This is a genomic window from Pseudovibrio sp. SCP20, from assembly GCF_057774105.1.
The window spans coordinates 482,240-504,418 of sequence record NZ_JBYMDH010000003.1 but is presented as its reverse complement, the minus strand read 5'-3'; the positions used below and the strand labels follow the sequence as shown (position 1 = coordinate 504,418).

Genomic DNA, 22,179 nt, shown 5'->3' with positions numbered 1-22,179 from the left:
CAGTTGGTATTTAATTTGAGTTACTGAGAAGAATATGGACCAAAAAGAAACGACTAAAACCATCGGCATTGATGATTTTTTGAATGTAGATGTGCGTGTTGGCACCGTTATTGAAGCAGTTGATTTTCCTGAGGCTCGTAAGCCTGCTTACAAGCTGAAGATTGATTTTGGCGATGACATTGGCGTCAAAAAGACGTCTGCGCAGATCACCGCGCATTATGCGCCTGAGACGCTGATAGGGCGTCAGGTGGTTGCTGTCGTGAATTTCCCGCCACGCCAGATCGGGCCTTTCATGTCTGAGGTTCTGACCCTTGGGCTGGCTGACGAAAACGGCGATATTGTTCTGTTGCATCCTGACAGCAAGGTGCCAAATGGCGGGCGGATGCACTGACCCTTATGTGGTTGTTCGGGCAGGGAGATGAAAACTTATCCCCCTGCCTTCAGAGTGTGCCCATACTAATTGCATGCCTACGTAACGGGCTGCTGGCGGAGCGACCGTCAGTGTGTCGTAGGCTGGGCGGGGCTATCAGAAGAGGTAACGCAGCTTTCGGTGGTCCGGTGAACCGAACTTCAAACGTGGCCGCATGGTTTGAGGGGAAGGGCCCAGGAATATAGGGTATCACGCGGTGACGGGCGCTGATGTACCGGCAGGGATACCTGCTTTTGCTGATGTGTCTGTTAAAGACGGAGGAACTGTTCGGGCAGGGAAACCTGACTGGATAAGCCACTGTCTTTCCGGGAAACCGGCTATCGTGCCTTATAGGCAAAAGAGGCGACGTTGTTCATCAAAAGAAAGCCCGGGCAAGGCGTGTAGCCAATGCCGAAGACTCATTACTAACAAACAGCGCAGGTGTTGCCTGCCGCCTTGCTCATCCCGATCATCGGGAAACTTAGCTTCACCACTGCATGGGATGCCATGTGGTGCTGTTGGCATGTCTGCTTGCTTTTCGTTGGTTAGATCGGGATACGAATGCGTACGCGCAGGCCACCCAGAGGGGATTGGCGGAGGAAGATTTCACCACCGTGGCTTCTGACGATATCCCGCGCAATGGCAAGACCCAGACCTGAGCCACCGCTGTCCTGATTGCGGGCCGTGTCCAGCCTATGGAATGGACGGAAGACGTTTTCACGCTCTTCCCGCGGGATACCAGGGCCATCATCATCGACCGTAATGATCAGCCAATCCGGGGTTCGGTTGCCCTTGATGCGCAGCGTCTTGCCGTATCGCGCAGCGTTGGAGATGACGTTCAGCAGACAGCGCCGGAAGGCACGGCCTTTGACGATAACGAGTGGGTCGCCGTCGAAGGACGAGGATACATCCGCCCCAACAACTTCGGCCTCAACCTCCAGATCTTCCAGCATGAGCGAGATGTCGACCGGGGCAGGAGGCTCATCGCCGTAGCCTTTGGAGAAGGACAAATAGTCCTCCAGCATCCGGTTCATCTCATCCACGTCCTTACGCAGTGCATCAGCCTCAGGCGATTGAGGCAGCAGTGCGAGCTGCAAACGGAAGCGGGTGAGAATGGTGCGCAGATCATGGCTGACACCAGCGAGCATGGTGGTGCGCTGATCTACATGCCGCTCGATCCTGCGGCGCATATCGATGAACGCAAGCGCTGCCCGGCGGACTTCTCGTGCACCATGCGGACGGAAATTGGAGACCTGCCGGCCTTTACCAAACTCCTCCGCTGCATCGGCCAGTTGCTCGATGGGCCGGATCTGATTTCGGAGGAACAGCACTGCAATGATGATCAGCACAAGGGACGTAGCTACCATCCACACGATGAAGATGTGTGAGTTGGAGGCATAAGTCTGACTGCGCCGCGCAATGATGCGGAGGGTTTTGTCTTCCAGCTGAATGCGGATCTCGACAAAACGAGCCGCACCAACTGTATCGATCCAGAAAGGCTTGCCGATACGCGCTGCGATTTCGCGGGTCATGTATCGATCAACAAGGTCAAAGAGGGGCTTCGGTTTTGGTGCTGGAAGCGGCTCTTTGGGGAGCACAGAGACTGACAGACCCAGAGCTCCGGCACTAATCCGTTTGAGTGTCGCATAGTTATCGTCATGGGCGTATGTTTCAGTCATGTCGACGACAGCGGCGATTTCTCTGACTACAGCTTCAGAGAGGCGCCGGGTCACGAGGTCATAGTGGCGCTCCATGAAAACGAAAGCGAGGACGGATTGCAGGATCAGGAAAGGAATGACGATGATCAGAAGGGCGCGGACATACAGGCCTTTGGGAAGGCGGTAGTGCAGCCAGCTTGTCACCGCGAAGTAGGGCGTTAAAAGCGTTCTGACCCATTGTGGGAGTTTGAACCGGTCTGATAAGCCCATAGTCCTCTCACTGTTTGCGTGTCTGCTGGCTGTTACTATGACAGCTAGTTGGTAATAAGCCGATAACCTATCCCACGCACAGTTTGCAGGTACAAGGGATTGCCGGGATCTTCCTCAATCTTTCTTCTCAAGCGGTTTACCTGAACATCGATTGTGCGTTCACCGAGGGAGGCATCTGCTCCCACCAGATCAGTTCGTGCTACAGTTTGTCCTGGCTTTTCTGCAAAGGTGTTGAGGATCTGTTTTTCGCGGTCTGTCAGGCGGACGTGTTCGTCATTACGTTTCAGTTCACCGCGCTCGGCGTTGTACTGGAACGGACCGAAGGACAGGACTTCCAGTTTCATCTTTGGTTTTGGGCCACCTCGACGGAGGATGGCGGAAATTCGCAGGAGGAGTTCGCGTGGCTCGAAGGGTTTGGAGACGTAATCGTCGACGCCAGCTTCCAGACCTTCGATGCGGTCTTCGATTTCGGAGCGGGCAGTGAGCATGAGGATTGGGACAGCTTTGGAGCGGCGCAGGTCTTTGGCGAGCTCAATTCCGCTTTCGCCCGGCATCATGACGTCGAGAATGAGGAGGTCGAACTCCAGACCGGATAATCTGCGGCGTGCTTCTTCTGCGTCTTTGGCGACGGTGACGCGGAAGCCGTTTTCTCCAAGGAACCTGTTGAGGAGGTCACGGATACGACTGTCGTCATCAATCAGGAGAATGTGAGGTGCATCATCTTCCAGAAGAGCAGAGCGGGCCACGGTAATTCCTCAATCTGTTTGTTTGCCAATGAGACGGGCAACTTCGCTGCGATCGTTCTCATCGATCATAAGATATAAAAACTGACGGACAATCTCATCACTGCCATTGGGCATCAAGGAGATCGCCTTATTAATACGCTGCGACTGAAGTTTGGACAGCTGGGCACAAAATTCTGTACCCTTTTCAGTGGTATAAAGCAGGCGCTGGCGGCGGTCCAACGCTCCGGGTTCCTGACAAATGAAGTCTTCATCCACCAACTGTTTCAAAACGCGTCCCAGACTTTGCTTTGTAATCTTCAAAATATCGAGCAAGTCGGAGACTCTGATTCCCGGGTTTCTGTGCACAAAATGGAGAACACGGTGATGGGCACGGCCAAAACCCAGTTCATCAAGAAGCACATCCGGATCACCTGTAAAGTCGCGATAAGCGAAGAAAAACAGTTCAATAAGGTCAAACCGTGGTGAATCGCTGTCTTTTTTGTTCATTTCCTGTCCCGGATAACTGCCTATTTTTTAATCTCATAAAAAATACGTCAGCTATGTTGACTTATTTCAGAATGATAGTTACAAGTTACTCATCGCTGAAGAAAGGAAAGAACTCAACATGCGCTGTGTGCGCAATAGTTGAAAAATTAATTTCTTCATCGGTTTTACATCGTGGGTAGATATTGAACATCTGCAGTTGTAATGCGGCTGGTCGTTATACCTATCCTTTAAGAACTCATTGATTTAGCTAGAACACACCTTGACTGGCAAGGCCTTGCTTTGCCTGCACCGTGAATTGTTCGCCATATGGAGAAGAGAAATGGCGGGTATACCCTTTGATCAGCTGGAAGGCTCAATCTGGTTGGATGGAAAAATCATTCCTTGGTCAGAGGCCCAAGTGCATGTGCTTACACATGGCTTGCACTACGGAAGCAGTGTGTTCGAAGGTCAGCGTGCGTATGGCGGCGAGATCTTCAAGCTGGAAGAGCACACCAAACGTCTGCATGCATCTGCTGAAGTTCTGGGTTTCACCATTCCGTGGACGGAAGAGCAAATCAACGATGCCTGTAAGCAGATGCTGGTTGAGAACAACCTGACCGATGCTTATCTGCGCCCAGTTGCATGGCGTGGTAGCGAGATGATGGGTATTTCAGCGCAGGCGAATACCATCCATCTGGCGATTGCTGCTTGGGAATGGCCAAGTTACTTCTCTCCTGAAGAGCGCCTGAAAGGTATCCGTCTGGACATGGCGGAGTATCGTCGCCCTGATCCTAAGACTGCGCCATTCAAGTCCAAGGCTGCTGGCCTTTACATGATCTGCACCATTTCCAAGCATGCCGCTGAAGCAAAGGGTTACTCCGATGCTCTGATGCTGGACTGGCAGGGCCGTGTTGCTGAAGCGACTGGTGCAAACGTCTTCTTCATCAAAGACGGTGCGATCCACACGCCGATTGCGGATTGCTTCCTGGATGGCATCACACGCCGCACAGTGATTGATCTGGCGCGTGCTCGCGGGATTGAAGTGATCGAACGTCGTATTATGCCTGAGGAGATGGAAGGCTTTGAACAGTGCTTCCTGACTGGTTCCGCTGCTGAAGTTACCCCGGTTTCCGAGATCGGCCCTTACAGCTTCGTTCCGGGCGACATCACCAAGCTGATGATTGAGGATTACATGGCTGCCGTTCAGCCAGCTAAAGAAGAGCTGCTTGTCGCAAGCTAAGCTCTGAAGCTTAAAAATTTTAAAGCCCGCGGCTCGGTTGGAGCGGCGGGCTTTTTCGTTTTACTTGGTTGCGAGTTGTGGCTGCTCATGTTGCGGTTTGAAGAGTTTCCCGTTCTCAGTAATCAGAACACAGATTAGTCCGAGGATCGAGAAGAGTGCTACGCCATAGACGAGTGGTAGCTCAGTCCCATCGTAGAGCTTGCCAATGCCTGCGCCGAGCAATGCGCCGATCAGGGTGGTGATGAAGCCGATCATGGCAGAGCCAGCGCCTGCAACGCGTCCCAATGGTTCCATGGCCATGGTGTTGAAGTTTGGGCCAATGAAGCCGAAGAAGAACATGGCCAGCGACTGAATGGCGATGAACGACACGATGGTCAGCGTACCACTGTAAGCAATTGCTGCGGTTAGCAGAGAGGTGGCTGTAAAGCCCAGCAGAGCCATGTGAGACATTTTTCTCAGGCCATACTTCTCCACCATCTGAGAGTTGAGATAGGAGGAGAGTGCCATAGCGATGGAAATTGCAGCGAAGACAATCGGGAACAAATCAGCGAGAGCAAAGCGTTCCATAAACACTTGTTGTGCTGAGTTGATGAACGCAAACAAGCAGGCAAAGACGAAGGTCATCGCCATCATGTAGCCAACGGTAACTCGAGTGGTTAGGGCCAGACGATAAGCGCTCAGGATCGACCGGGCTTCCAGCGGACGTTGATTTACAGGATCAAGGCTCTCTGGCAGGCGCATAAGGCACCACACCAGAAGGAGGACACCGAACATGGTCAGAGCTGCAAACACCCCCTGCCATGGTGCAAACCACAGAACGACCTGACCCAGGAATGGGGCTATGACAGGTGCAATCTGGAAGGCGACCATGACGAGGGACATCACCTTACCCATCTGACGGCCACTGTACCAGTCTCGGATCATGGAGATAGAGGCGACCCTCGGAGCCGCCGCGCCAACACCCTGCAGCGCACGGGCGGCGAGCATGTGCTCGTAGCTCATGGCAAACGTCGAGTACACTCCGCCTATGATGTACAGGCTTAGGCCGATCAAAAGCGTGGTTCTTCGACCAATCGTATCCGAGAGCGGACCGAAAAAGAGGGAGGCACAAGCAAGACCAATCATGTAGGCCGTGATCACCAGCTGGCGATCATTGTCAGCGACAGACAATGCTTCGCTCATGGCTGGGAGAGCCGGAAGCATCATAGACGTCGCAACCGCGTTTAGCGCCATAAGCGCTGCAACAAGGCTGACAATTTCCCATAAGGAAAGCCCAGGATGAGGTACTCGCTCATGCTGCAGATCAGAAACTGCAGACATCAGAGACCTGTTTGTTGGGTGCAAAAAGGTAAGAGGCCGCGATTGCGACCTAATAAACTTAAATTAGCTTCTATTTGAACTGGCAAACATGGCTATGTCAAGGCAAGTGCCAGTCCATTGTTGCGTGATGCATGTTTATGAGATGCTGAAGTTATTTGGCTTTTTCTTCATTCCAGCGGGCGGCATCTGCATCATCTGCTGCTTTAGCTTCAACCCAGGTGCCTTCAGAAGCATCTTTAAGATGTTCCTTCTTCCAGAAAGGAGCCTGCGTTTTCAGGAAGTCCATCAGGAAGTCGGCGGCTTCAAATGCTGCACGGCGGTGTGGGCTGGTTGCAATGACCAACACGATGTTCTCACCTGGTGGGATTTTGCCAAAACGGTGAATGATGGTGAGGCCGGTGATTGGCCAGCGTTCCACGGCTTGCTGCGCAAACTTGGAGATCTGAGCCTCAGCCATCCCCGGATAGTGCTCTAACTCAAGGGCTTCGAGTGTGCCGCCTTCGTCACGGCAAAGGCCTGTAAATGTTACGATTGCGCCAACATCTTTGCGGCCTTTGGTGAGGATTTCGGTCTCTGCCAGAACATCGAAATCCTCAGCCTGAACGCGGACTGTATACTCTGTGGTGCTGTTTGCCATGGTATTCGCAGACTTTCGGAATTGCTGGAAAAAGGAGAGGTGTTCCTCAACCGCCTGTCATTGGCGGGAAGAATGCAACCTCTTCCGTTCCAGTCAGAACGTGGTCTTCCTCTACGTGTTCCTGATCAACGGCAATGCGGATGGTTTCTGGCTGCTCAAATGCGAAGGCATAGCCTTCATCGCGAGCTGCAAGCCAACTCATTAACTCACCAGTCGTTTTGACGTTTTCCGGAAGCTCAATGGTTTCCTCGGAGGTTCCAGTACGTTCACGCAGCCAAGCGAAATAACGAATTTTCATGAGATTGAGCCCCGGTCTTATATGGCTTCCTTTGAATGGAAGCCTCGTCTTTTACAGGAATTAGTCTTCAATCAGATGGCCAATTCCAGCGCGGAAGTAGTCATAGCCCGTATATAAGGTCAAAATCGCTGCGACCCAAAGTAGCACGATGCCGGTTGAAGTGGTGTACGGGAAGATGACGTCCCCTGCCTGGCCTGCCAATAGAAAGCCAAGTGCAATAAGCTGGACTGTGGTTTTCCATTTAGCCAGTTTGGTCACGGGCACTGAAACACGAAGCTCAGCAAGGAACTCACGCAAGCCGGAAACAAGGATTTCTCGGCAGAGAATAATGATTGCTGCAAAGATGGACCAGTTTCCGATGGTCTGATCCCATGCCAACATAAGGAGGCAAACTGAAACAAGAAGCTTGTCAGCAATCGGGTCGAGCATACGGCCAAGGGCGGACTGTTGCTGCCAAATTCTGGCGAGATATCCGTCAAAGAAATCCGTGATGGCAGCTACGAAGAAGATACCTAATGCAATCCAACGTGCAGTGTGGGTCGGGAAATAGAAACACACAGCCAGAGCTGGCACAGCAGCAATGCGGCCGTAAGTAAGAATATTTGGAAGCGAAAATATAAGCTTACGGGACATATGGACCTTCAAGTTTACGCGGCTAACAAGCGCTCATACTCAGGGTGTGCACATCCAAGCGGGTCCTGTCAATTGTGGCCCGCGTATTTGTGCAGGACTTTGGGGGAGTATGTGGGATTATGTAAACATCCCGTCACCCATTTCCTTAATGATCTGCTTTGCCTTGCGCGAAGAGAACTCTTTTGCTTCATCTTCAGAGGCATGTGTGTCTGCACGGATGAAGACATGTTCTTTGGTCTCTTCACCAAACTGCTTAGTGATGCGGCCCGCTGTTTGCCACTGGCCACCACGACGGGATGGCTCGGAGTAAATCAGATAACCCTCAAACTCTTCTGCTTTTGTAGCTGGAGCTGAGTTTTCGTCTTTGTTGCCGCCAAACAGACGTGAGAAAAAGCCCATGGTAGTTCTCCCAGACTAAACGTGGTTTCAGTGGTCTACAGGTTCGCACAGGATGTCTGCGAGCGCATCCTTGTTTTCAGTTGGCTCGCCAAGTTTGCGCATAGACCAGTGTTTTCTGCAGAGCGAGATGTAAGATTCCTCACCGCCGATGACAACCTGATCACCTTCTTCAACAATGTTGCCGCTCTCATCCATACGCGCCACCATGGTTGCTTTAGAGCCGCACCAGCAGATGGTTCTGACTTCGCGAAGGATGTCTGCGATTGCAAGAAGCGCGGCACTGCCGGGGAACATCTTGCCTTGGAAATCGGTTCTAAGACCATATGCCATCACAGGAATGCGGAGGTGATCAGCAACACGGGCGAGCTGCCAGACCTGATCTTCTGTTAGGAACTGCGCTTCGTCGATAAAGACGGCGTTGATTTGTTGCTCTTTGAGCTGCTCTTCGATGCAGGCAAATAGATCGAGTTCGGTGTCGTAGATCAGAGCGTCTGATTTGAGGCCAATACGCGAGGAGATTTCTCCGATTTTGGTGCGGTTGTCGAGCGCTGCTGTGAACAGCAGGCTGCGCATGCCACGTTCCTGATAGTTGTAGGAGGCCTGCAGCAGCAGAGTGGACTTACCAGCATTCATTGCGGAGAAATTGAAATATAGTTTTGCCATTGGCCCTTCGCGGCGCAGAGCGCCTCATCGCGTTCAATCTGATTAGGTCTTCATACATGGATTCGCGAGTGAGGCCAGAACCATGGGAGGTTACTCACAAGGTTCAGTGGCAAACTTTCAGCGGGAGGCGTATCCAGCTACCAAACTAGGTAATTCTCTCATGCAGGCAATGGAGTGATCTGGCAGGACAGGGGAGCTGTTGTCGTGATGAAGGGGGTTAAACCAGACGGATGTGGCGCCGATATTGTTTGCACCTGCTATGTCATGTTCCAGTGAATCTCCGACATGAATGAGTTTGTCGGGGCTCATACCTGCCATCGAGAGCATGGCATCGAAGAGGCGAGGGTCTGGCTTTCGGTAGGGATATTCTTCTGCCATCACCACGAAGTCGAAGAGGTGGGCGATCCCTGCGCTTTTGGGACAGGAGTTGCCGTTGGTGATTAGCGCTGTTTTGTAGTTTCGTTTTAGTGTCGCGAGTGTTTCTTTGACATGGGGATAGAAGTAGGGATCACCAAATCGGACTCTTTTGAAGATCTCCAGTGCCTGCTCGGATAATTCCTTAGCATTGCTCAGTGGATTAAGTGCTTGTTCAAATGAGGATCTTCGTATTTCTAGCAATCGGATATTGTTGGGATCAGCGTCTTCTACAAGAGACTTGTGTATTCTCTTCAAGCGCCTGGGCGTGATGGGCTTTTCTGAATAATGACTGAGAAAGCTTGCAGTGGTGATCAGGGCTTCATCGAGAATGCGTTGAAAGTCAAAGAGGGTTTGGTCTGCGTCGAACGATATGAGCAATTCTCGTGGCATTCCAAGTTTCCCTCCGGATTAGTTCCTAGAAAGTTATTATAGCCTTACTTTAAGGTAATATGTGAAGTGTTGCGAAGATTGGAAAATGGTCTGAGCCGATGTCTTCGCCAATCATAAGGTCTTTGATGATTATTTTTTCAGAAGAGGTGATGTGATCAACTTTAGATCCCAACACCTTTCCAAGGAATGGATTGATAAAATATCGCGTGGTCTGCGGAACGAAGCTCGTGAATGTTGTTTTCAGCTTCAGATCAGCCAGCAATTTCTGGAAGGTATCTGACCAGACCGGAGTGTTCCAGTCCCCTAAAACCATAATGGGTGTATCTGTCCGATGTTTTTGGATGTGCTTGGACACGTAATCCACATAGGTCGTGCGGCCATTCAGTCGACGTTTGCTGCGCGGGCTTGCTGGGTGGATTGCGTAAAGCTGAATTTTCCGGCCATTGACATTGACATCTGCGCTCAAGAACTCACGGGGAATGTAACCGTTGAACCCCAGCCCCGGTACAAGATTGCGCTTTGAGTTCTCTAATGGGAACTTACTGAAAACTGTGAGATCGGTGTCTTTCTTTTCAGGGGGAAGGATAGCGTACTGATAGTTTTCTCTCAGGAATGCTTGGAGGCGCGGGGTTGCGCTCGCGGTTTCCTGAAACACGATCAGGTCGGGTTGGCGTTTTTCGATGAGTTCCTGCAGAGCTTCTTTCCCGAACTGCATATGCAGGAGGTTAAGGCTCATGACGTTGAAGCTCTTACTGTCCGGATGGTTTTCCAGAATAGCGGTGGGCTGTCTGACAAGGCGAATGCTGGTGACCATCCAGAAACTGGAGATGATCAAGCCCAGAAGGCATAGCAAATGAAGCCAATGCAGTCTTCTGGCCATGACAAGCCATATCAGGAGACCGATAAAACCTGCAGCGATGAGTTGCGGGATGAAGAAAGCAGCTGCCTCGCTGAGAAGATTGCCCGGTGCAACCAGAGAGAACAGAAGAAGGAAGGTGACAGCAAGCGTTCCGGCACGGACCAGATGAAGCAGTATTGGGGTATTTGGCTTCTTCTTTAAAAATACCCTGTCTGACCGCACTGACTTCACCTTTGGCTGTTAAATTTTATCGAGAATAGCGCAGAGTCGTTTTCTATTTGTAAAAACAACGCGTTATCCCGTGATTATTCGTGAAAGTGATTGTAAATCAGCTTGGCTATGCTTTCGGAGATACCAGAGACAGCTCTCAGGTCGTCGATGCCTGCCTTTGAGACGGCTTTTGCCGTACCGAAATGACGGAGAAGAACGCGCTTTCTTGCCGGGCCGATGCCAGCAATCTCATCCAGTGGATTGGCAACAATAGCTTTTTTGCGGCGGGCTCTGTGAGAGCCGATGGCAAAGCGGTGGGCTTCATCTCGCATACGTTGGACGAAATACAGAACCGGGTCGCGCTCCGGCAGCATGAAACTTTGCTCTCCAGTTACGAAGAATTTTTCGCGGCCTGCATCGCGGTCCGGGCCTTTTGCGATACCGACGAGTGGAATGTCGGTGATACCCATTTCTTCCAGTGTTTCACGCACAGCGCTCAGCTGTCCTTTGCCGCCATCGATCAGAACCAGATCTGGCCATGCAGGGATGTCGGCGTTTGAAGGTGTGATGTCTTGTTCATCACTTTTGGCTTCCTGGCTCGCTTTGGATTGTGCTTTGAAGCGTGCAGCTTGTTCGTAACCTTCCGGATTTTCTTTCTGGAGGCGTGCAAAGCGGCGGGAGAGGACTTCTCGCATCATGCCGTAGTCATCGCCGGGGATCAGGTCTTCCGACTTGATGTTGAATTTTCTGTACTGGCCTTTTGCAAAGCCATCAGAACCAGCAACGATCATTCCACCAACAGCGTTGGTTCCCGAAATGTGGGAGTTATCAAAAACATCGATGCGGCGTGGGGTGCGATCCAGTCCAAAGGCTTCTGCAACGCCTTTCAGGAGTTTCAGTTGGCTGGAGGTTTCAGCAAGTCTGCGGCCTAGTGCGCCTTTCGCATTGGTGAGCGCATGTTCCACCAGTTCGCGTTTTTCTCCGCGTTTTGGTGTTGCGACTTCAACCTTGCGGTTTGCGCGGGCTGTCAGGGCTTCTGCCAGCAGATCATGTTCTTCGAGATCATGGGAGAGCAGGACCATACGTGGTGGTGGTTTGTCCTCGTAGAACTGGGAAAGGAAGCTCTCCAGAATTTCAGAGGGCTCGTAGCTTTTGTCCGCCTTTGGGAAGTAAGCGCGGTTGCCCCAGTTCTGTCCTGTACGGAAGAAGAAGACCTGAACGCATGTCTGGCCTCCTTCCTGATAGGTGGCGAAGACGTCGGCTTCCTCGATGCCTTGTGGGTTGATGCCCTGATGGCTCTGAACGTGGGAGAGTGCTGCTATACGGTCGCGATAAACTGCGGCTTGTTCAAAGTCGAGGTTCTCAGAGGCCTTTTCCATGGCCTGAGCGAGTTCCTGCTTGATGAGCTGGCTTTTCCCGGAGAGGAAGGACTTTGCTTCAGCTACAAGGCCTTTGTAGTCATCGATAGAGATTTCACCGGTACATGGAGCTGCACAGCGTTTGATTTGATAGAGCAGACAAGGGCGTGAGCGGTTGGAGTAGTAGCTGTCAGAGCAGTTGCGGATCAGGAACGCCTTCTGCATGGCGTTGATGGTGTCGTTCACTGCACCTGCGGAAGCAAATGGGCCGAAGTAGTCACCTTTTCTGATGCGCGCGCCACGATGTTTGATCAGGGCAGGGGCTTCATGATCGGCGCTGATCAGGATGTATGGGAAAGATTTGTCGTCACGCAGAAGCACGTTGAAGCGAGGACGCAGTCGCTTGATCAGGTTTGCTTCCAGCAACAGGGCTTCAGGCTCTGTGCGAGTTTCGACAAACTCCATGGCGGCAGTTGCCATGATCATCCGCATGATGCGGTTGGATTGGCCTTGTAGGCGTGTATAGCTTGTTACACGCTTTTTGAGTGAGCGGGCTTTGCCGACGTAAAGGACTTCGCCGTCCTCATCAAACATACGGTAGACGCCAGGGCCAAGTGGCAGGCGTTTGACGAAATCAGCGATGACTTCAACGCCCTTCACGCCCGGCTTGCGCGGAGAAGCATTGCTTTCAAACTGGATTTCCGGAGTGCTCTCAGGCACATCGACATTGTCTTCTGCTTGGGCAGGCATGTCGGATGTGTCTTTGGCCATGGTCCGTTCGCTCTCGGTATGTTCAGAAGTAAAATATGGAAACGCACCTTATCCGATTCAACGGCAGGTGCGTTCTCTCAAAAGCGTTTTAGGTGTGTCTCTTAGATGAAATCCAGAGCAAATACGCCGTAGATGTAAGCGACGTAAGCAACGCTTAGGAAAATGCCCCATGCTTTGCCAAGGCAGAGACGCTTGGCTGCGAAGATGTAGAGCAGTACGGCACAGGCCAGCATGACCCAGATATCATAGACGAGGATCTGCTCCGGGATCGGGATCGGGATAACAGTGACCGTGATCCCCATGATCGCGAGCAGGTTGAAGACATTGGAGCCGATAACGTTGCCAAGTGCGACCGCGGAGTGCTGGCGGATCGCTGCCATCACGGTCGTAGCGAGTTCTGGCAGGGAAGTGCCAAGAGCAACGACTGTCAGGCCGATCACGGCATCAGAAACACCCCAGGAAGAAGCAACATCGGTTGCGCCTGAGATGGTCAGTTGGGCGCCAAGCGGCAGGCCGATGAGGCCGAGGATCAGAAAGAGGGCTGCAATGCCTTTGTTTTCCGGTACGGAATCGACGTCGAGATCGTCTTCTTCATCATCGTCGGAGTCTTTTGTGCAGCAGGAGCCGTTTTCTTTCTTGTGCTTCTTCGTTGCGCGAACGGAATCGCCAAGGAAAATCGCGAGCAAGATCAGAAGACCGATGCCTGCGTAATGGGTGAGGGTGCCCATAAAGCAGAGTGTTGCAAAGATTACAGAGACCACCAGCATGAACAGGGCATTTCTCTGAGCACCATTTTCATCGCATGGTGTTGTTGCGATGAGGGCTGGAACGCCGAGTACGAGCAGCACGTTGGCGATGTTGGAACCAACCACGTTGCCGATTGCAACGCCGCTTACGCCATCAAAGGCGGCCTTCAGAGAGATGAAGAGTTCTGGTGCAGAGGTACCAAAGGCGACGATGGTCAAGCCGATGATGAGTGTTGGAATTCCCAATGCCTGAGCAATTGACACAGCGCCGCGTACAAGCAGGTCACCGGCAAAGATCAAGAGTGCGAGACCTCCGAGGAGGGCAGCATATGAGAAAAGCATAGGCTGAAATTCCAATTATGTATGGTTTTTTGTTTACACCGAAGGGGGCAGACAAGAGTCTGACCGGGTATATAGACAGGTTTGCGGCGTTCTTGAAGTGTCTCAGATCACTTTTGATACCTGATCTCTGCAAAAATTTCAGTCGGCAGAAATGATCACAGCTTGTGTATAGTAAAAAGGCCACTCAAATAGTATATATTACCTAGCGTAAACAATAGGTTGTCAAAGTCGCCATATTCTTTCTGTAGTTTGCCTTGAATTAACCAGAATTCGCGTCAGATCCAGCCACAAAGTCAAATCATATCTTTCTCCATCCCGGGGCGGTCTCATTTGATCGCCTTCCCCCAGCGGATGCGCTTCATGCGCTCCGCCTATATTTGTTGGAGAATGATACATGCTGCGTATTGCGTCTTGTACCGCTATTGCTTTCGGTCTGATGGCCGGCACTTCCCTTGCTGCTGACCTCCCTCAGCCAGTGCAGCCAAGTCAGCCAGAAATTTCTTATGAAACACCAGCGACCTTTTCTGCGTATGACTGGTCCGGCGCTTACATTGGTGCCAATGCTGGTTGGGGTTTCCTCAGCGCCGATGGCAAAAGCGGTGCATCCGGTGCTCTGGATGACGACCAGAACGGTGTAACTGCAGGCGTTCACGCTGGTTACAACTTCATGGTTGCTCCTAGCGTTGTGCTGGGTGCTGAAGCTGACATTCAGTACAATGACCTTGAAGAGAAAAGCGCTGGTGTAGAGCTGCAGTCTGACTGGAATGCGACTGTTCGCGCTCGTGCTGGTTACGCTCTCGACCGTACCCTCGTATACGGTACAGGTGGTGCTGCATTCAAAGACCTGACTGCAAAATCTTCTGCAGGCAAAGATGAGAAAACTGCGATTGGTTACGTTGTAGGTGCTGGTGTTGAACACGCAGTAACCGACACTCTGACTGCTCGCCTCGAATACCTCTATCAGGATTTCGGCGACCAGAAGTTTGACTTCGGTGGTACTACTGAAAAAACCAAGATCGACGAAAATCTGGTACGCGCAGGCGTGTCCATGAAGTTCTAATTGAACGGATTTTCTGCATTAAAGGCGCATGCTTCTGGCATGCGCCTTTTTTTGTTTTAGCTTCTTTCGAGCATCTCTGGTGCCAGTGTTTCATTATAGGCTGGCACCTGCTCCACAAAGGCGTCATGCCAGCGTACGAGCTCCGGATTTTCGTGGCGCCAGTCGCCGTTAGCCCGTAAGTCCAGATAACCCAGTGAACATGCCAAAGCGATTTGAGCGCAGTCCGGGATGCCATTGGTTTGTGCTGGCGTTGGAAGCGGTTGGTCGTTGAACGCTTTGAGTGTGCGGTTGACCTTACCTTGTTGGCGATCAATCCAGACTGTGTTCCAGTGTTCTTCCGGATGATTTCTGGTTTCGATCTGCGCCTGAATAGCTGCATCCGTGATGCCGTCCGCCATTGCCTGTTTTGTCAGCGCTGAAATGCGTGCTTCACCTGTTGGGATGATCCTGCCGCCGCCTGCGAGCGTGTCGAGCAGCTCCAGTGCAACGCGGCTGTCGTAAACGATCTCGCCGTTTTCCAGCAGCAGTGTCGGGACTTTTGCAAGCGGGTTCTGCTCGTACAAAGATCCTTCAGAAGCTCGGGTGTCTGCCCAATCGACTTTGACCTGATCTTCAAGACCAAGAACAGCTGCAGCAATGCGAGCCTTCCTCCCATAAGGAGAGGTTGGTGATGTGCGAAGGATGATCATTGCAGCTCTTATGCTCCTGGCTCAGGCTTGGTTTTGTCGTAGGCTGGGACGCTGGAGGCGAAGTCATCAAGCCAAGCGACGAGTTTTGGATAGGACTTGCGCCATTCGCCTGCAAAGCGAAGGTCAAGATATCCGAGCGCGCAAGCCAGAGCGATCTGTGCGGCATCTGGTGAGTTGTGCTGAACCTGTGGGAGTGGGGTGTTTTCAAAGGCTGTGAGCGCACGATCTATTTTGGCCTGCTGGTAGTCTACCCAATCCTGATGCTTCTTCTCTTCAGGGCGCATACGGCCTTCATAGACGATCTGGATAGCTGCATCACAGATGCCGTCCGCAAGTGCTTGCTTGGTGAGGATGTCAAAGCGTTCAGCTCCGGCAGGGATCAGCTTTTCACCGCCTGCCATATAGTCCAGATATTCGGTGATCACGCGGCTATCATAGAGCACATTGCCGTCTTCTAGAATGAGACACGGGATCTTGCCGAGTGGGTTTTGCTGGCGCAGCGTATCGTTTGGGTCCAGTGTCTTAGCGACTTCCACGTTCACTTTATCTGCGAAGCCTAACACATACAGCGCGAGCTTGATTTTGCGACCAAATGGAGAAGCGCTGGAGGAACGAAGAGTTTGCATGGCAGCCACCTGTAAAACACTAAATCATGTTGTTACGCGCATCCTTGTCCGAAAACCGGAATTACTTTTCGGGGAGACGCTCTAGGAGAATTGAGTGGTCTGCACGATATCCGTGTTTCTTCCAATAATGCAAGTGACTTCGCTGCTAAAGTGCCTGCGCCTCCCGTGGGCTCGCGATTTCTTCTGCAAAGCGTTCAACGGCTTGCCAGTCCGTGAACTCGATGGAAAGGGATGGGTCTGTTGGACCATTGGTCATCTTCATAATGAGCTGGATCATCAGGCGATCCCACGGTTTGTAATCAGGGTAGTTGAGCGCACCTGCAAAGACAGCAGCCTGCTTTGGCTGGAACTTTGATTTTTCGAGGAATTTCCTGAGATATGCGTTGGTTTCTGGTGTGCTCTTCTCGGCTTTTCGAGCTGTCAGGTTGACTGAGAAAAAGGCTGTTTGAGCTGCATTCAGTTCGCTTAGGTTTTGCTGCACGAACTGGCGCACTGGCTTGAGATGGAAGCCGTAGCGGATGGGCGCACCGATCAGAATGCTGGCGTCTTGCAAATCAGAAGGGAGTGGCTCCATCCCCGTTGCAAGGGGGAGGAAGACAACCTTTTCTCCTTTGAGTTCAAGAATCTCCGAGATCTTGCCAATTATTTTTCTGGTTTGGCCTTCATGGCTTGCGTAAGCGAGATAGTGTTTCATCAACTGCATACCCGTAGGACTGAGCTGGATGGATTATAGATCTCCAGCTTTCTTCGTCCTACGAGGCATGATGTAGCAAGGCTGCTAGCGCGGAATGATTTCCTGCTCTGGGCGAACGGTTCGACACTCGCCGTCGTAGACCCGGAACTTGTCGAGGCCATCGATACACGCTTTGACGCCCCACGAAATGCCAAGGAAACCATCGTATTGTACGAGTGCGTAATAAATTCGATAGCGGGCGTCGTCTGTCAGTGTGGCGATGCCGTTGCAGTAGCGTCGTCCAACGGGACTGGGCCTTCTGATTGTGAACTCGGACTCGCGAATGTCTTCAATCAGCTTGATTTGCAATCCGCCATAGTAGCTGGGCACTGCGCGGGCGATCTGGCGGGCGACTGCGCGTTGGGCTTTGCCGGAATCGCAGGCTGGCAGATAGTCACCGGACCATCCGAAATAGACCTTCTCATCTGGATCGATGAAGTCTTCCTTGTCTATCTGAGGGATGTTGGAGTCAAAGGTTCCCGGAGGGACAAGATCAGCGGCAAATGTCGTCCCGGTGGCAACACTCAATACAGTTGCAGTCAATAGTGTGAGGATTGATCTCGCGCGCATTAACACTCTCCACGGAAAGGCTGGCTGGTCGTGAACAGCAGAAGGCTGCTTGCAGGAAGCGTGAATGCACCAGCCTCTTTACGAGGCGCGACGAGATACAAAAAAGCGCATGAGCTTTGATCCTGCGCTTTAAGCAATCAGTGATTTGCGGATTCTGGTCAATCAAAGGTTCTGAGGGGTTACTCAGCAATGACCTGTTTCACAGACCATTCTGCACCTTTGCCCTGAGAAAGGGCCTGACAGAGCCATGGCAGAGCTGTGTTCATGTCTCGTGTGAGCGTCCAAGGTGGATTGATGACCAGCATGCCACTGGACTTCATTGGTCTGTCATCGCTGATCTGGCCTGCGGAGAGTTCCAGTTTCACTGCGTTGCGGATGCCAGCTTCTTCAAGTGTTGCAATGAGTTGGTTGACGACACGCTGGTTCTTGACCGGATACCAGATTGCGAATGTGCCGGTTTGCCAGCGCTTCCAGCCCCGGATGACGCCCTCAGCGAGACGCTTGAACTCGTCTTCTACTTCGAAAGCCGGATCGATCAGTACAAGACCGCGTCTTTCTTTTGGGGGGAGGAAGCTACCCAATGCCAGCCAGGCATCCAGTGCAATCACCTTGACCTTTTTGTCCCCGCCGTAATTGTTCTTCAGCTCTTCAAAATCTTCTGGATGAAGTTCTGTCAGCGTCAGGCGGTCCTGCTTTCTGGCGAGCATACAGGCAATTTCCGGGGAGCCCGGATAAAACTGGACGCCACCACCGGGATTGAGATTCTCAACGGTCTCCAGCCAAGGGGCCAGGACTTCCTTCACCTGATCAGATGCGGCGTCGATGTTTTCCAGCACTTTGCCGACGCCTTGCTGCCATTCACCGGTTTTCTGCGCTTTTTCCGAGGTTAGGTCATACAGGCCGATACCGGCATGTGTATCGAGCACCCGGTAGGCTCCATCTTTTTTCTGGAGGTACTTCAGGATATTGGCAAGAACGACGTGTTTGAGGACATCGCCGATGTTGCCTGCATGATAAATGTGCCGGTAGTTCATAGTGGCGCCTGTTGGCCTTTGTTTCGCGCTGCCGGAGGGAATGTGTTGCCGTTGGACGCGCTTGTGACTGAGTTTGTTGTCGGCCTTATAGTCCGATGGCGGGGGAGGAGACAAGGCGCAAAGAGGCAGGTTGCGGACAAAACTAAAGGCAGCGAAATGCTGCCTTTAGAAAATCAACAGAGCTGTTTCAGGAGGATTAGTCCTGACCCATGCTGTCAAAATCGTTGTTCATCTCTGGCTGAGATTGAGAGTCTTCAGATGAAGCTGCTGGACCATCTTCCAGTCGCAGTTCAACTGCCTTTGGACCTTTGCCCCGGCGATCAGGTTCTGTCTCAAAGGAAATCCGCTGGCCGCTATCGAGGGTGGTCAGGCCGGAGCGTTCGACGGCTGAAATATGGACGAACACATCGTTTTCGCCTTCATCCGGAGTGATAAAGCCAAAGCCCTTATCCAGTTTGAAGAACTTGACGGTGCCTGACTGGCGTGGGCCTCGTTCTACCGGGGGATAGCTGCGTCGACCGCCGCCGCCACCGTTTGGACCATCACGGAAGCCACCGCCTCCGCCGCCGCCGCTAGCACGATTGCCATATCCGCCGCGGTCACCATCTCCGTGTCCGCTTGCACGATAACCGTTATTCCGGTCTCCGCCATACCCTCCCGAGTTGCGGTTCCCATAGGGGCCTCTGCGTTCATTTTCCATCATCGGAGGCGCGTAGGCATCGCGCTCGGAATCTCCTGGAAAATAAGCTGGTGCCCCAAACTCCGGGCCGAAATTCTGCGAATCCCCAAATTCGCGCTTGCCGCCTCGCTTGCTGCGTGGACGACGACCCGAATTCCCATTATGCATTACAATATCGCCTTTCCTGCGGATTTAAACCTGCCAGTATCCGCATGTACTCGCTTTCTCAAAGCCAAATGCCCGTCCGAAAACAAACAAATAATAAAATCAAATGTCCTAGTGGGGCTTTGGTTAAGAGCTCCTACCTGCCTTACACCGCAAATGCTCCCTAATTTGCTTGGCCGGGTAATAATATTGGCCAGATCAACATAGGCAGTCTTCACGAATGCGCGGCATATAATAGGGGTCAGTTTGGTAATAGGGCAAGCTTTTCCTAGGGAAGGTGGAGGTAAAACCCTATGAAATTGGGGGTGTGACCAGAAATTAGAGGATAAAACGGCATAGTTTACCTCTAAAAGATCGAATATTTTTGCGATGACAAATGAAATTTGCATGTTTGACTGTGATCACAATTATAAATGGTATTTATTTGGACTTGCTTTGGAGGTTGTATTTGAAAATCGTAATATTAGCTGAGTTCAAATGCAGCGGAGAGTAGCCCGCCAAATATGATTACTGTATGGTGCGTGGAATTCGGAATTTGGAGATTGAGCACTTATGAGTGATGCCAGCAATAAAGCAGATCTGTCAGGAGTTCAGATTACTGTTGTCCCGGTCACTGCCTTCCAGCAGAACTGTAGCATCGTCTGGAACAAAAACACGCAAAAAGCGGTTGTTGTTGATCCAGGCGGGGATGTTGACCACATCCTTGCTGCGTTGAAAGAGCTTGGCGTTACTGTTGAACATATCCTCATTACTCACGGGCATATCGACCATATTGGTGGCGCTGCTGAACTGGCAGAAACATTGGGCGTGAAAGTGATTGGACCACATGAGGCTGACCGCCCACTGATTGACCGCGTTGAAGATCAGGCGAAGCAGTTTGGTCTAGATGCCGTGCGTAAAGTTGAGCCGGATCAGTGGCTTGTGGAAGGTGATGTGGTGACTGCTGGTGGAGCGGAGTTTCAGGTTCTGCATTGCCCAGGCCATGCTCCGGGGCACGTTGTTTTCTATAATACGGACCTGAAGCTGGCGATTTCCGGTGATGTTCTGTTCGCTGGCTCTATCGGGCGTACTGATCTGCCCGGTGGTGATCATGATACGCTGATTGCTTCTATCAAAGAGAAGCTTTTGCCGCTGGGCGATGACATTACGTTCCTGCCGGGGCATGGTCCTGCGTCTTCGCTTGGTCATGAGCGACTGAACAACCCGTATCTGAAGTAAGCCTCAGATACTATGGTGCGAAGGGGAGTTTCAGCTCCCCTTTTTTATTGCAGGATCGCTCTGAGTTCCTCGATGCGCTCATTGATCAGCCAGCCGTAGTAGTTCTCGCGGGGCAGATGAGCTGGTCTGATGCGGCGTTTGTTTCTGTAAGAAATCGCGCGTTCCCAAGGGTTTCCGAGATTATAGAGCGTGGAGGTGATCCCGGGGTTTTCAGAGATGTCGACGTTCGCGACCTGCTTGTAGGCGTTGATTGCATCTCTCAGAACTGCGGCGGTGTAGTGGATGGATTTGTTGGGATCCATCACTGTTTTATATAGACCCGAGGCGTCTTTGGAACTGAGCCTCGGGAGGCCGCTGATGCTGTTGACCATGTCGTTCATCTTCAAGGCCGTCAGTGGGGTTATTTGACCTAAACCGAAGCTTTGACCGGCAAACATAGGGCGGAAGAAAGCGCGATGGAATGGTTCTCTGGGATAGCGGATGCCGCCGACGCGTCTGCCCATGAACTTGGAGTTCCAGATGAGTTCATAGCATCTCCAGCGACTGTTGCTGGTTTCTTCACGGTGACAGTTGTTAAACTGCGGGCGTTCTACAAAGCTCCAAACCTTCTCGCCATCATATTGAAATGAAATGGGAATTCGAGCGTATTGCAGGGCTTTCATGTAATAGCCCTGTGCGCTGTCGAGGCTGTCGTAATTGTAGGTGTGCTCGCCGACAATGGCGCCGAGGATGTGAACGGGATCGATATTATAGAGTGTAGCGACTTTTTTGATGTTCCGGATCAGGCGGTTTTCTCTTTTGAGGACTGTGAGAATACGCTGGAACTTCTTCTCGTAAGTTCGATTGAACGCTTTGGTGCGAGTTGCGGATGCAGTTGGGATTGTTGGCTGGATCTTCAACCGGTTGCCAGCAGGCACAATAAGCGGCACGTTGGCGTTTGCCGGGCTCAGCAACAGGTCAGTACTAGGTAAGATCAAGCATAATGCTAAAAGAACAGCACTGGTTTTACGCGGTAACTTCATAGCAATCGAACTCTGGACTATTCATTATTTTAGGTTCTGATTGCTTATGTGTAGAGTAATTGTCCTAAAATTTTATTCAGTCAATGTATTTGCAGCGCTATTAAAAGTATATTGTTGATTATTACATTTGTGTCCTTTCAAGTGTTGTTTGAATTCGTTGGCAACTGAGATTTTTACCTGAGTTACACCGCTTTTAATGAAACCCAGTTCCGCAGCTGCTGCTTTGGAAAGGTCAATCAGTCGGTTTTGAGCATAAGGGCCGCGGTCATTGATGCGGACAGTCAGTGATTTGCCGTTGGTAAGGTTTGTGACCAGCACTCGGGTGCCCATGGGAAGCGTGAGGTGGGCCGCCGTGAGTTTGGACGGGTCCATCATTTCCCCGCTGGCCGTTTGTGAGGTGAGGGCATACCAGGATGCTTCACCGCATTGGGACGAGGTTTTTATCTCAACCTGATGGGGGCGCAAAATGAAGGCAACAAACACGATCACGATGGCGGTGATGAGAAGGAGGAGGGCGTAGATGCGGCTGCCACGGTGGGCTAAGCCTTTATT

General features: G+C 51.8%; 25 protein-coding genes. 4 read left to right on the top strand and 21 right to left on the bottom strand.

From position 1 onward, the window contains the following. The first annotated feature begins 34 nt into the window (after window positions 1-34). Window positions 35-391 (top strand): tRNA-binding protein, encoded by a 357-nt coding sequence (locus AC3CB2_RS14925; protein ID WP_352933799.1) that lies wholly within the window; start codon window positions 35-37, stop codon window positions 389-391. A gap of 563 nt (window positions 392-954) precedes the next feature. Here AC3CB2_RS14925 and AC3CB2_RS14920 read toward each other — a convergent pair. Genes AC3CB2_RS14920 through AC3CB2_RS14910 form a run of 3 tightly spaced genes read right to left on the bottom strand, consistent with a single transcriptional unit; the run spans window position 955 to window position 3,569 of the window. Continuing rightward, on the bottom strand, window positions 955-2,337 hold the full coding sequence (locus tag AC3CB2_RS14920) for an ATP-binding protein (protein ID WP_352933796.1): 1,383 nt from the start codon (window positions 2,335-2,337) through the stop codon (window positions 955-957). Window positions 2,338-2,381: 44 nt separating this feature from the next. Continuing rightward, window positions 2,382-3,083: a response regulator gene (locus AC3CB2_RS14915; protein WP_008547432.1), complete on the bottom strand. Its 702-nt coding sequence runs from the start codon at window positions 3,081-3,083 to the stop codon at window positions 2,382-2,384. Between the two features lie 9 nt (window positions 3,084-3,092). Then, a complete protein-coding gene (locus AC3CB2_RS14910; RefSeq protein ID WP_352933793.1) occupies window positions 3,093-3,569 on the bottom strand; it encodes a MarR family winged helix-turn-helix transcriptional regulator in 477 nt (158 codons plus the stop codon). Between the two features lie 319 nt (window positions 3,570-3,888). Between AC3CB2_RS14910 and AC3CB2_RS14905 the strand changes: the two genes are divergently transcribed. Further along, entirely contained in the window at window positions 3,889-4,788 is a 900-nt protein-coding gene (locus AC3CB2_RS14905; protein ID WP_008548062.1) for a branched-chain amino acid aminotransferase, read from the top strand. Between the two features lie 60 nt (window positions 4,789-4,848). Here the strand turns inward: AC3CB2_RS14905 and AC3CB2_RS14900 are convergent, their stop codons facing one another. The 10 genes from AC3CB2_RS14900 to AC3CB2_RS14855 form a co-directional block, all read right to left on the bottom strand. Continuing rightward, complete coding sequence (locus tag AC3CB2_RS14900) at window positions 4,849-6,108, bottom strand: multidrug effflux MFS transporter (protein ID WP_352933789.1); 1,260 nt, start codon at window positions 6,106-6,108, stop codon at window positions 4,849-4,851. A gap of 151 nt (window positions 6,109-6,259) precedes the next feature. After that, the gene (locus AC3CB2_RS14895; protein ID WP_008547460.1) at window positions 6,260-6,745 is read right to left on the bottom strand and encodes a molybdenum cofactor biosynthesis protein MoaE; all 486 of its coding nucleotides are present in this window, start codon (window positions 6,743-6,745) and stop codon (window positions 6,260-6,262) included. A 46-nt stretch (window positions 6,746-6,791) separates the two neighbouring features. Further along, on the bottom strand, window positions 6,792-7,043 hold the full coding sequence (moaD, locus tag AC3CB2_RS14890; RefSeq protein ID WP_008547358.1) for a molybdopterin converting factor subunit 1: 252 nt from the start codon (window positions 7,041-7,043) through the stop codon (window positions 6,792-6,794). A 60-nt stretch (window positions 7,044-7,103) separates the two neighbouring features. Further along, window positions 7,104-7,676 carry a CDP-diacylglycerol--glycerol-3-phosphate 3-phosphatidyltransferase gene (gene pgsA, locus AC3CB2_RS14885; RefSeq protein ID WP_008547678.1) on the bottom strand — a complete coding sequence of 191 codons (573 nt, stop codon included), beginning with the start codon at window positions 7,674-7,676 and terminating at the stop codon, window positions 7,104-7,106. A gap of 117 nt (window positions 7,677-7,793) precedes the next feature. Beyond that, window positions 7,794-8,075: an HlyU family transcriptional regulator gene (locus AC3CB2_RS14880; protein WP_352933785.1), complete on the bottom strand. Its 282-nt coding sequence runs from the start codon at window positions 8,073-8,075 to the stop codon at window positions 7,794-7,796. Window positions 8,076-8,102: 27 nt separating this feature from the next. Then, window positions 8,103-8,738 (bottom strand): thymidine kinase, encoded by a 636-nt coding sequence (locus AC3CB2_RS14875; protein ID WP_352933782.1) that lies wholly within the window; start codon window positions 8,736-8,738, stop codon window positions 8,103-8,105. 117 nt (window positions 8,739-8,855) lie between these two features. Next, a complete protein-coding gene (locus tag AC3CB2_RS14870) occupies window positions 8,856-9,545 on the bottom strand; it encodes an HAD family hydrolase (protein ID WP_352933779.1) in 690 nt (229 codons plus the stop codon). 49 nt (window positions 9,546-9,594) lie between these two features. Beyond that, window positions 9,595-10,626 (bottom strand): endonuclease/exonuclease/phosphatase family protein, encoded by a 1,032-nt coding sequence (locus AC3CB2_RS14865; RefSeq protein WP_352933776.1) that lies wholly within the window; start codon window positions 10,624-10,626, stop codon window positions 9,595-9,597. A gap of 83 nt (window positions 10,627-10,709) precedes the next feature. After that, the gene (uvrC, locus tag AC3CB2_RS14860) at window positions 10,710-12,743 is read right to left on the bottom strand and encodes an excinuclease ABC subunit UvrC (protein WP_425328948.1); all 2,034 of its coding nucleotides are present in this window, start codon (window positions 12,741-12,743) and stop codon (window positions 10,710-10,712) included. A gap of 101 nt (window positions 12,744-12,844) precedes the next feature. After that, window positions 12,845-13,831 carry a calcium/sodium antiporter gene (locus AC3CB2_RS14855; RefSeq protein WP_352933773.1) on the bottom strand — a complete coding sequence of 329 codons (987 nt, stop codon included), beginning with the start codon at window positions 13,829-13,831 and terminating at the stop codon, window positions 12,845-12,847. 394 nt (window positions 13,832-14,225) lie between these two features. On the opposite strand from AC3CB2_RS14855, the gene AC3CB2_RS14850 reads away from it, so the two are divergent. After that, window positions 14,226-14,891 (top strand): outer membrane protein, encoded by a 666-nt coding sequence (locus AC3CB2_RS14850; RefSeq protein WP_008547496.1) that lies wholly within the window; start codon window positions 14,226-14,228, stop codon window positions 14,889-14,891. Window positions 14,892-14,947: 56 nt separating this feature from the next. Here AC3CB2_RS14850 and AC3CB2_RS14845 read toward each other — a convergent pair whose 3' ends face one another. The 6 genes from AC3CB2_RS14845 to AC3CB2_RS14820 form a co-directional block, all read right to left on the bottom strand. Beyond that, window positions 14,948-15,580 (bottom strand): glutathione S-transferase family protein, encoded by a 633-nt coding sequence (locus AC3CB2_RS14845; RefSeq protein ID WP_352933769.1) that lies wholly within the window; start codon window positions 15,578-15,580, stop codon window positions 14,948-14,950. Window positions 15,581-15,588: 8 nt separating this feature from the next. After that, window positions 15,589-16,206, bottom strand: coding sequence for a glutathione S-transferase family protein (locus tag AC3CB2_RS14840; RefSeq protein WP_352933767.1), 618 nt, complete (start codon window positions 16,204-16,206; stop codon window positions 15,589-15,591). A gap of 145 nt (window positions 16,207-16,351) precedes the next feature. Beyond that, window positions 16,352-16,900, bottom strand: a complete 549-nt coding sequence (gene hemG / locus AC3CB2_RS14835; RefSeq protein ID WP_352933765.1) for a menaquinone-dependent protoporphyrinogen IX dehydrogenase — start codon at window positions 16,898-16,900, stop codon at window positions 16,352-16,354. A gap of 84 nt (window positions 16,901-16,984) precedes the next feature. Further along, window positions 16,985-17,509: a hypothetical protein gene (locus AC3CB2_RS14830; protein WP_352933763.1), complete on the bottom strand. Its 525-nt coding sequence runs from the start codon at window positions 17,507-17,509 to the stop codon at window positions 16,985-16,987. Window positions 17,510-17,688: 179 nt separating this feature from the next. Further along, entirely contained in the window at window positions 17,689-18,543 is an 855-nt protein-coding gene (locus AC3CB2_RS14825) for a 23S rRNA (adenine(2030)-N(6))-methyltransferase RlmJ (RefSeq protein ID WP_352933760.1), read from the bottom strand. 196 nt (window positions 18,544-18,739) lie between these two features. Continuing rightward, entirely contained in the window at window positions 18,740-19,390 is a 651-nt protein-coding gene (locus tag AC3CB2_RS14820; RefSeq protein WP_352933757.1) for a cold-shock protein, read from the bottom strand. Between the two features lie 549 nt (window positions 19,391-19,939). On the opposite strand from AC3CB2_RS14820, the gene AC3CB2_RS14815 reads away from it, so the two are divergent. Beyond that, a complete protein-coding gene (locus tag AC3CB2_RS14815; RefSeq protein WP_352933754.1) occupies window positions 19,940-20,605 on the top strand; it encodes an MBL fold metallo-hydrolase in 666 nt (221 codons plus the stop codon). Between the two features lie 44 nt (window positions 20,606-20,649). Here the strand turns inward: AC3CB2_RS14815 and AC3CB2_RS14810 are convergent, their stop codons facing one another. Together AC3CB2_RS14810 and AC3CB2_RS14805 are read right to left on the bottom strand one after the other, a co-directional pair. After that, entirely contained in the window at window positions 20,650-21,582 is a 933-nt protein-coding gene (locus AC3CB2_RS14810; protein ID WP_352933751.1) for a DUF1402 family protein, read from the bottom strand. A 117-nt stretch (window positions 21,583-21,699) separates the two neighbouring features. Next, window positions 21,700-22,113: a septal ring lytic transglycosylase RlpA family protein gene (locus AC3CB2_RS14805; protein WP_371256238.1), complete on the bottom strand. Its 414-nt coding sequence runs from the start codon at window positions 22,111-22,113 to the stop codon at window positions 21,700-21,702. Between the last annotated feature and the right edge of the window lie 66 nt (window positions 22,114-22,179).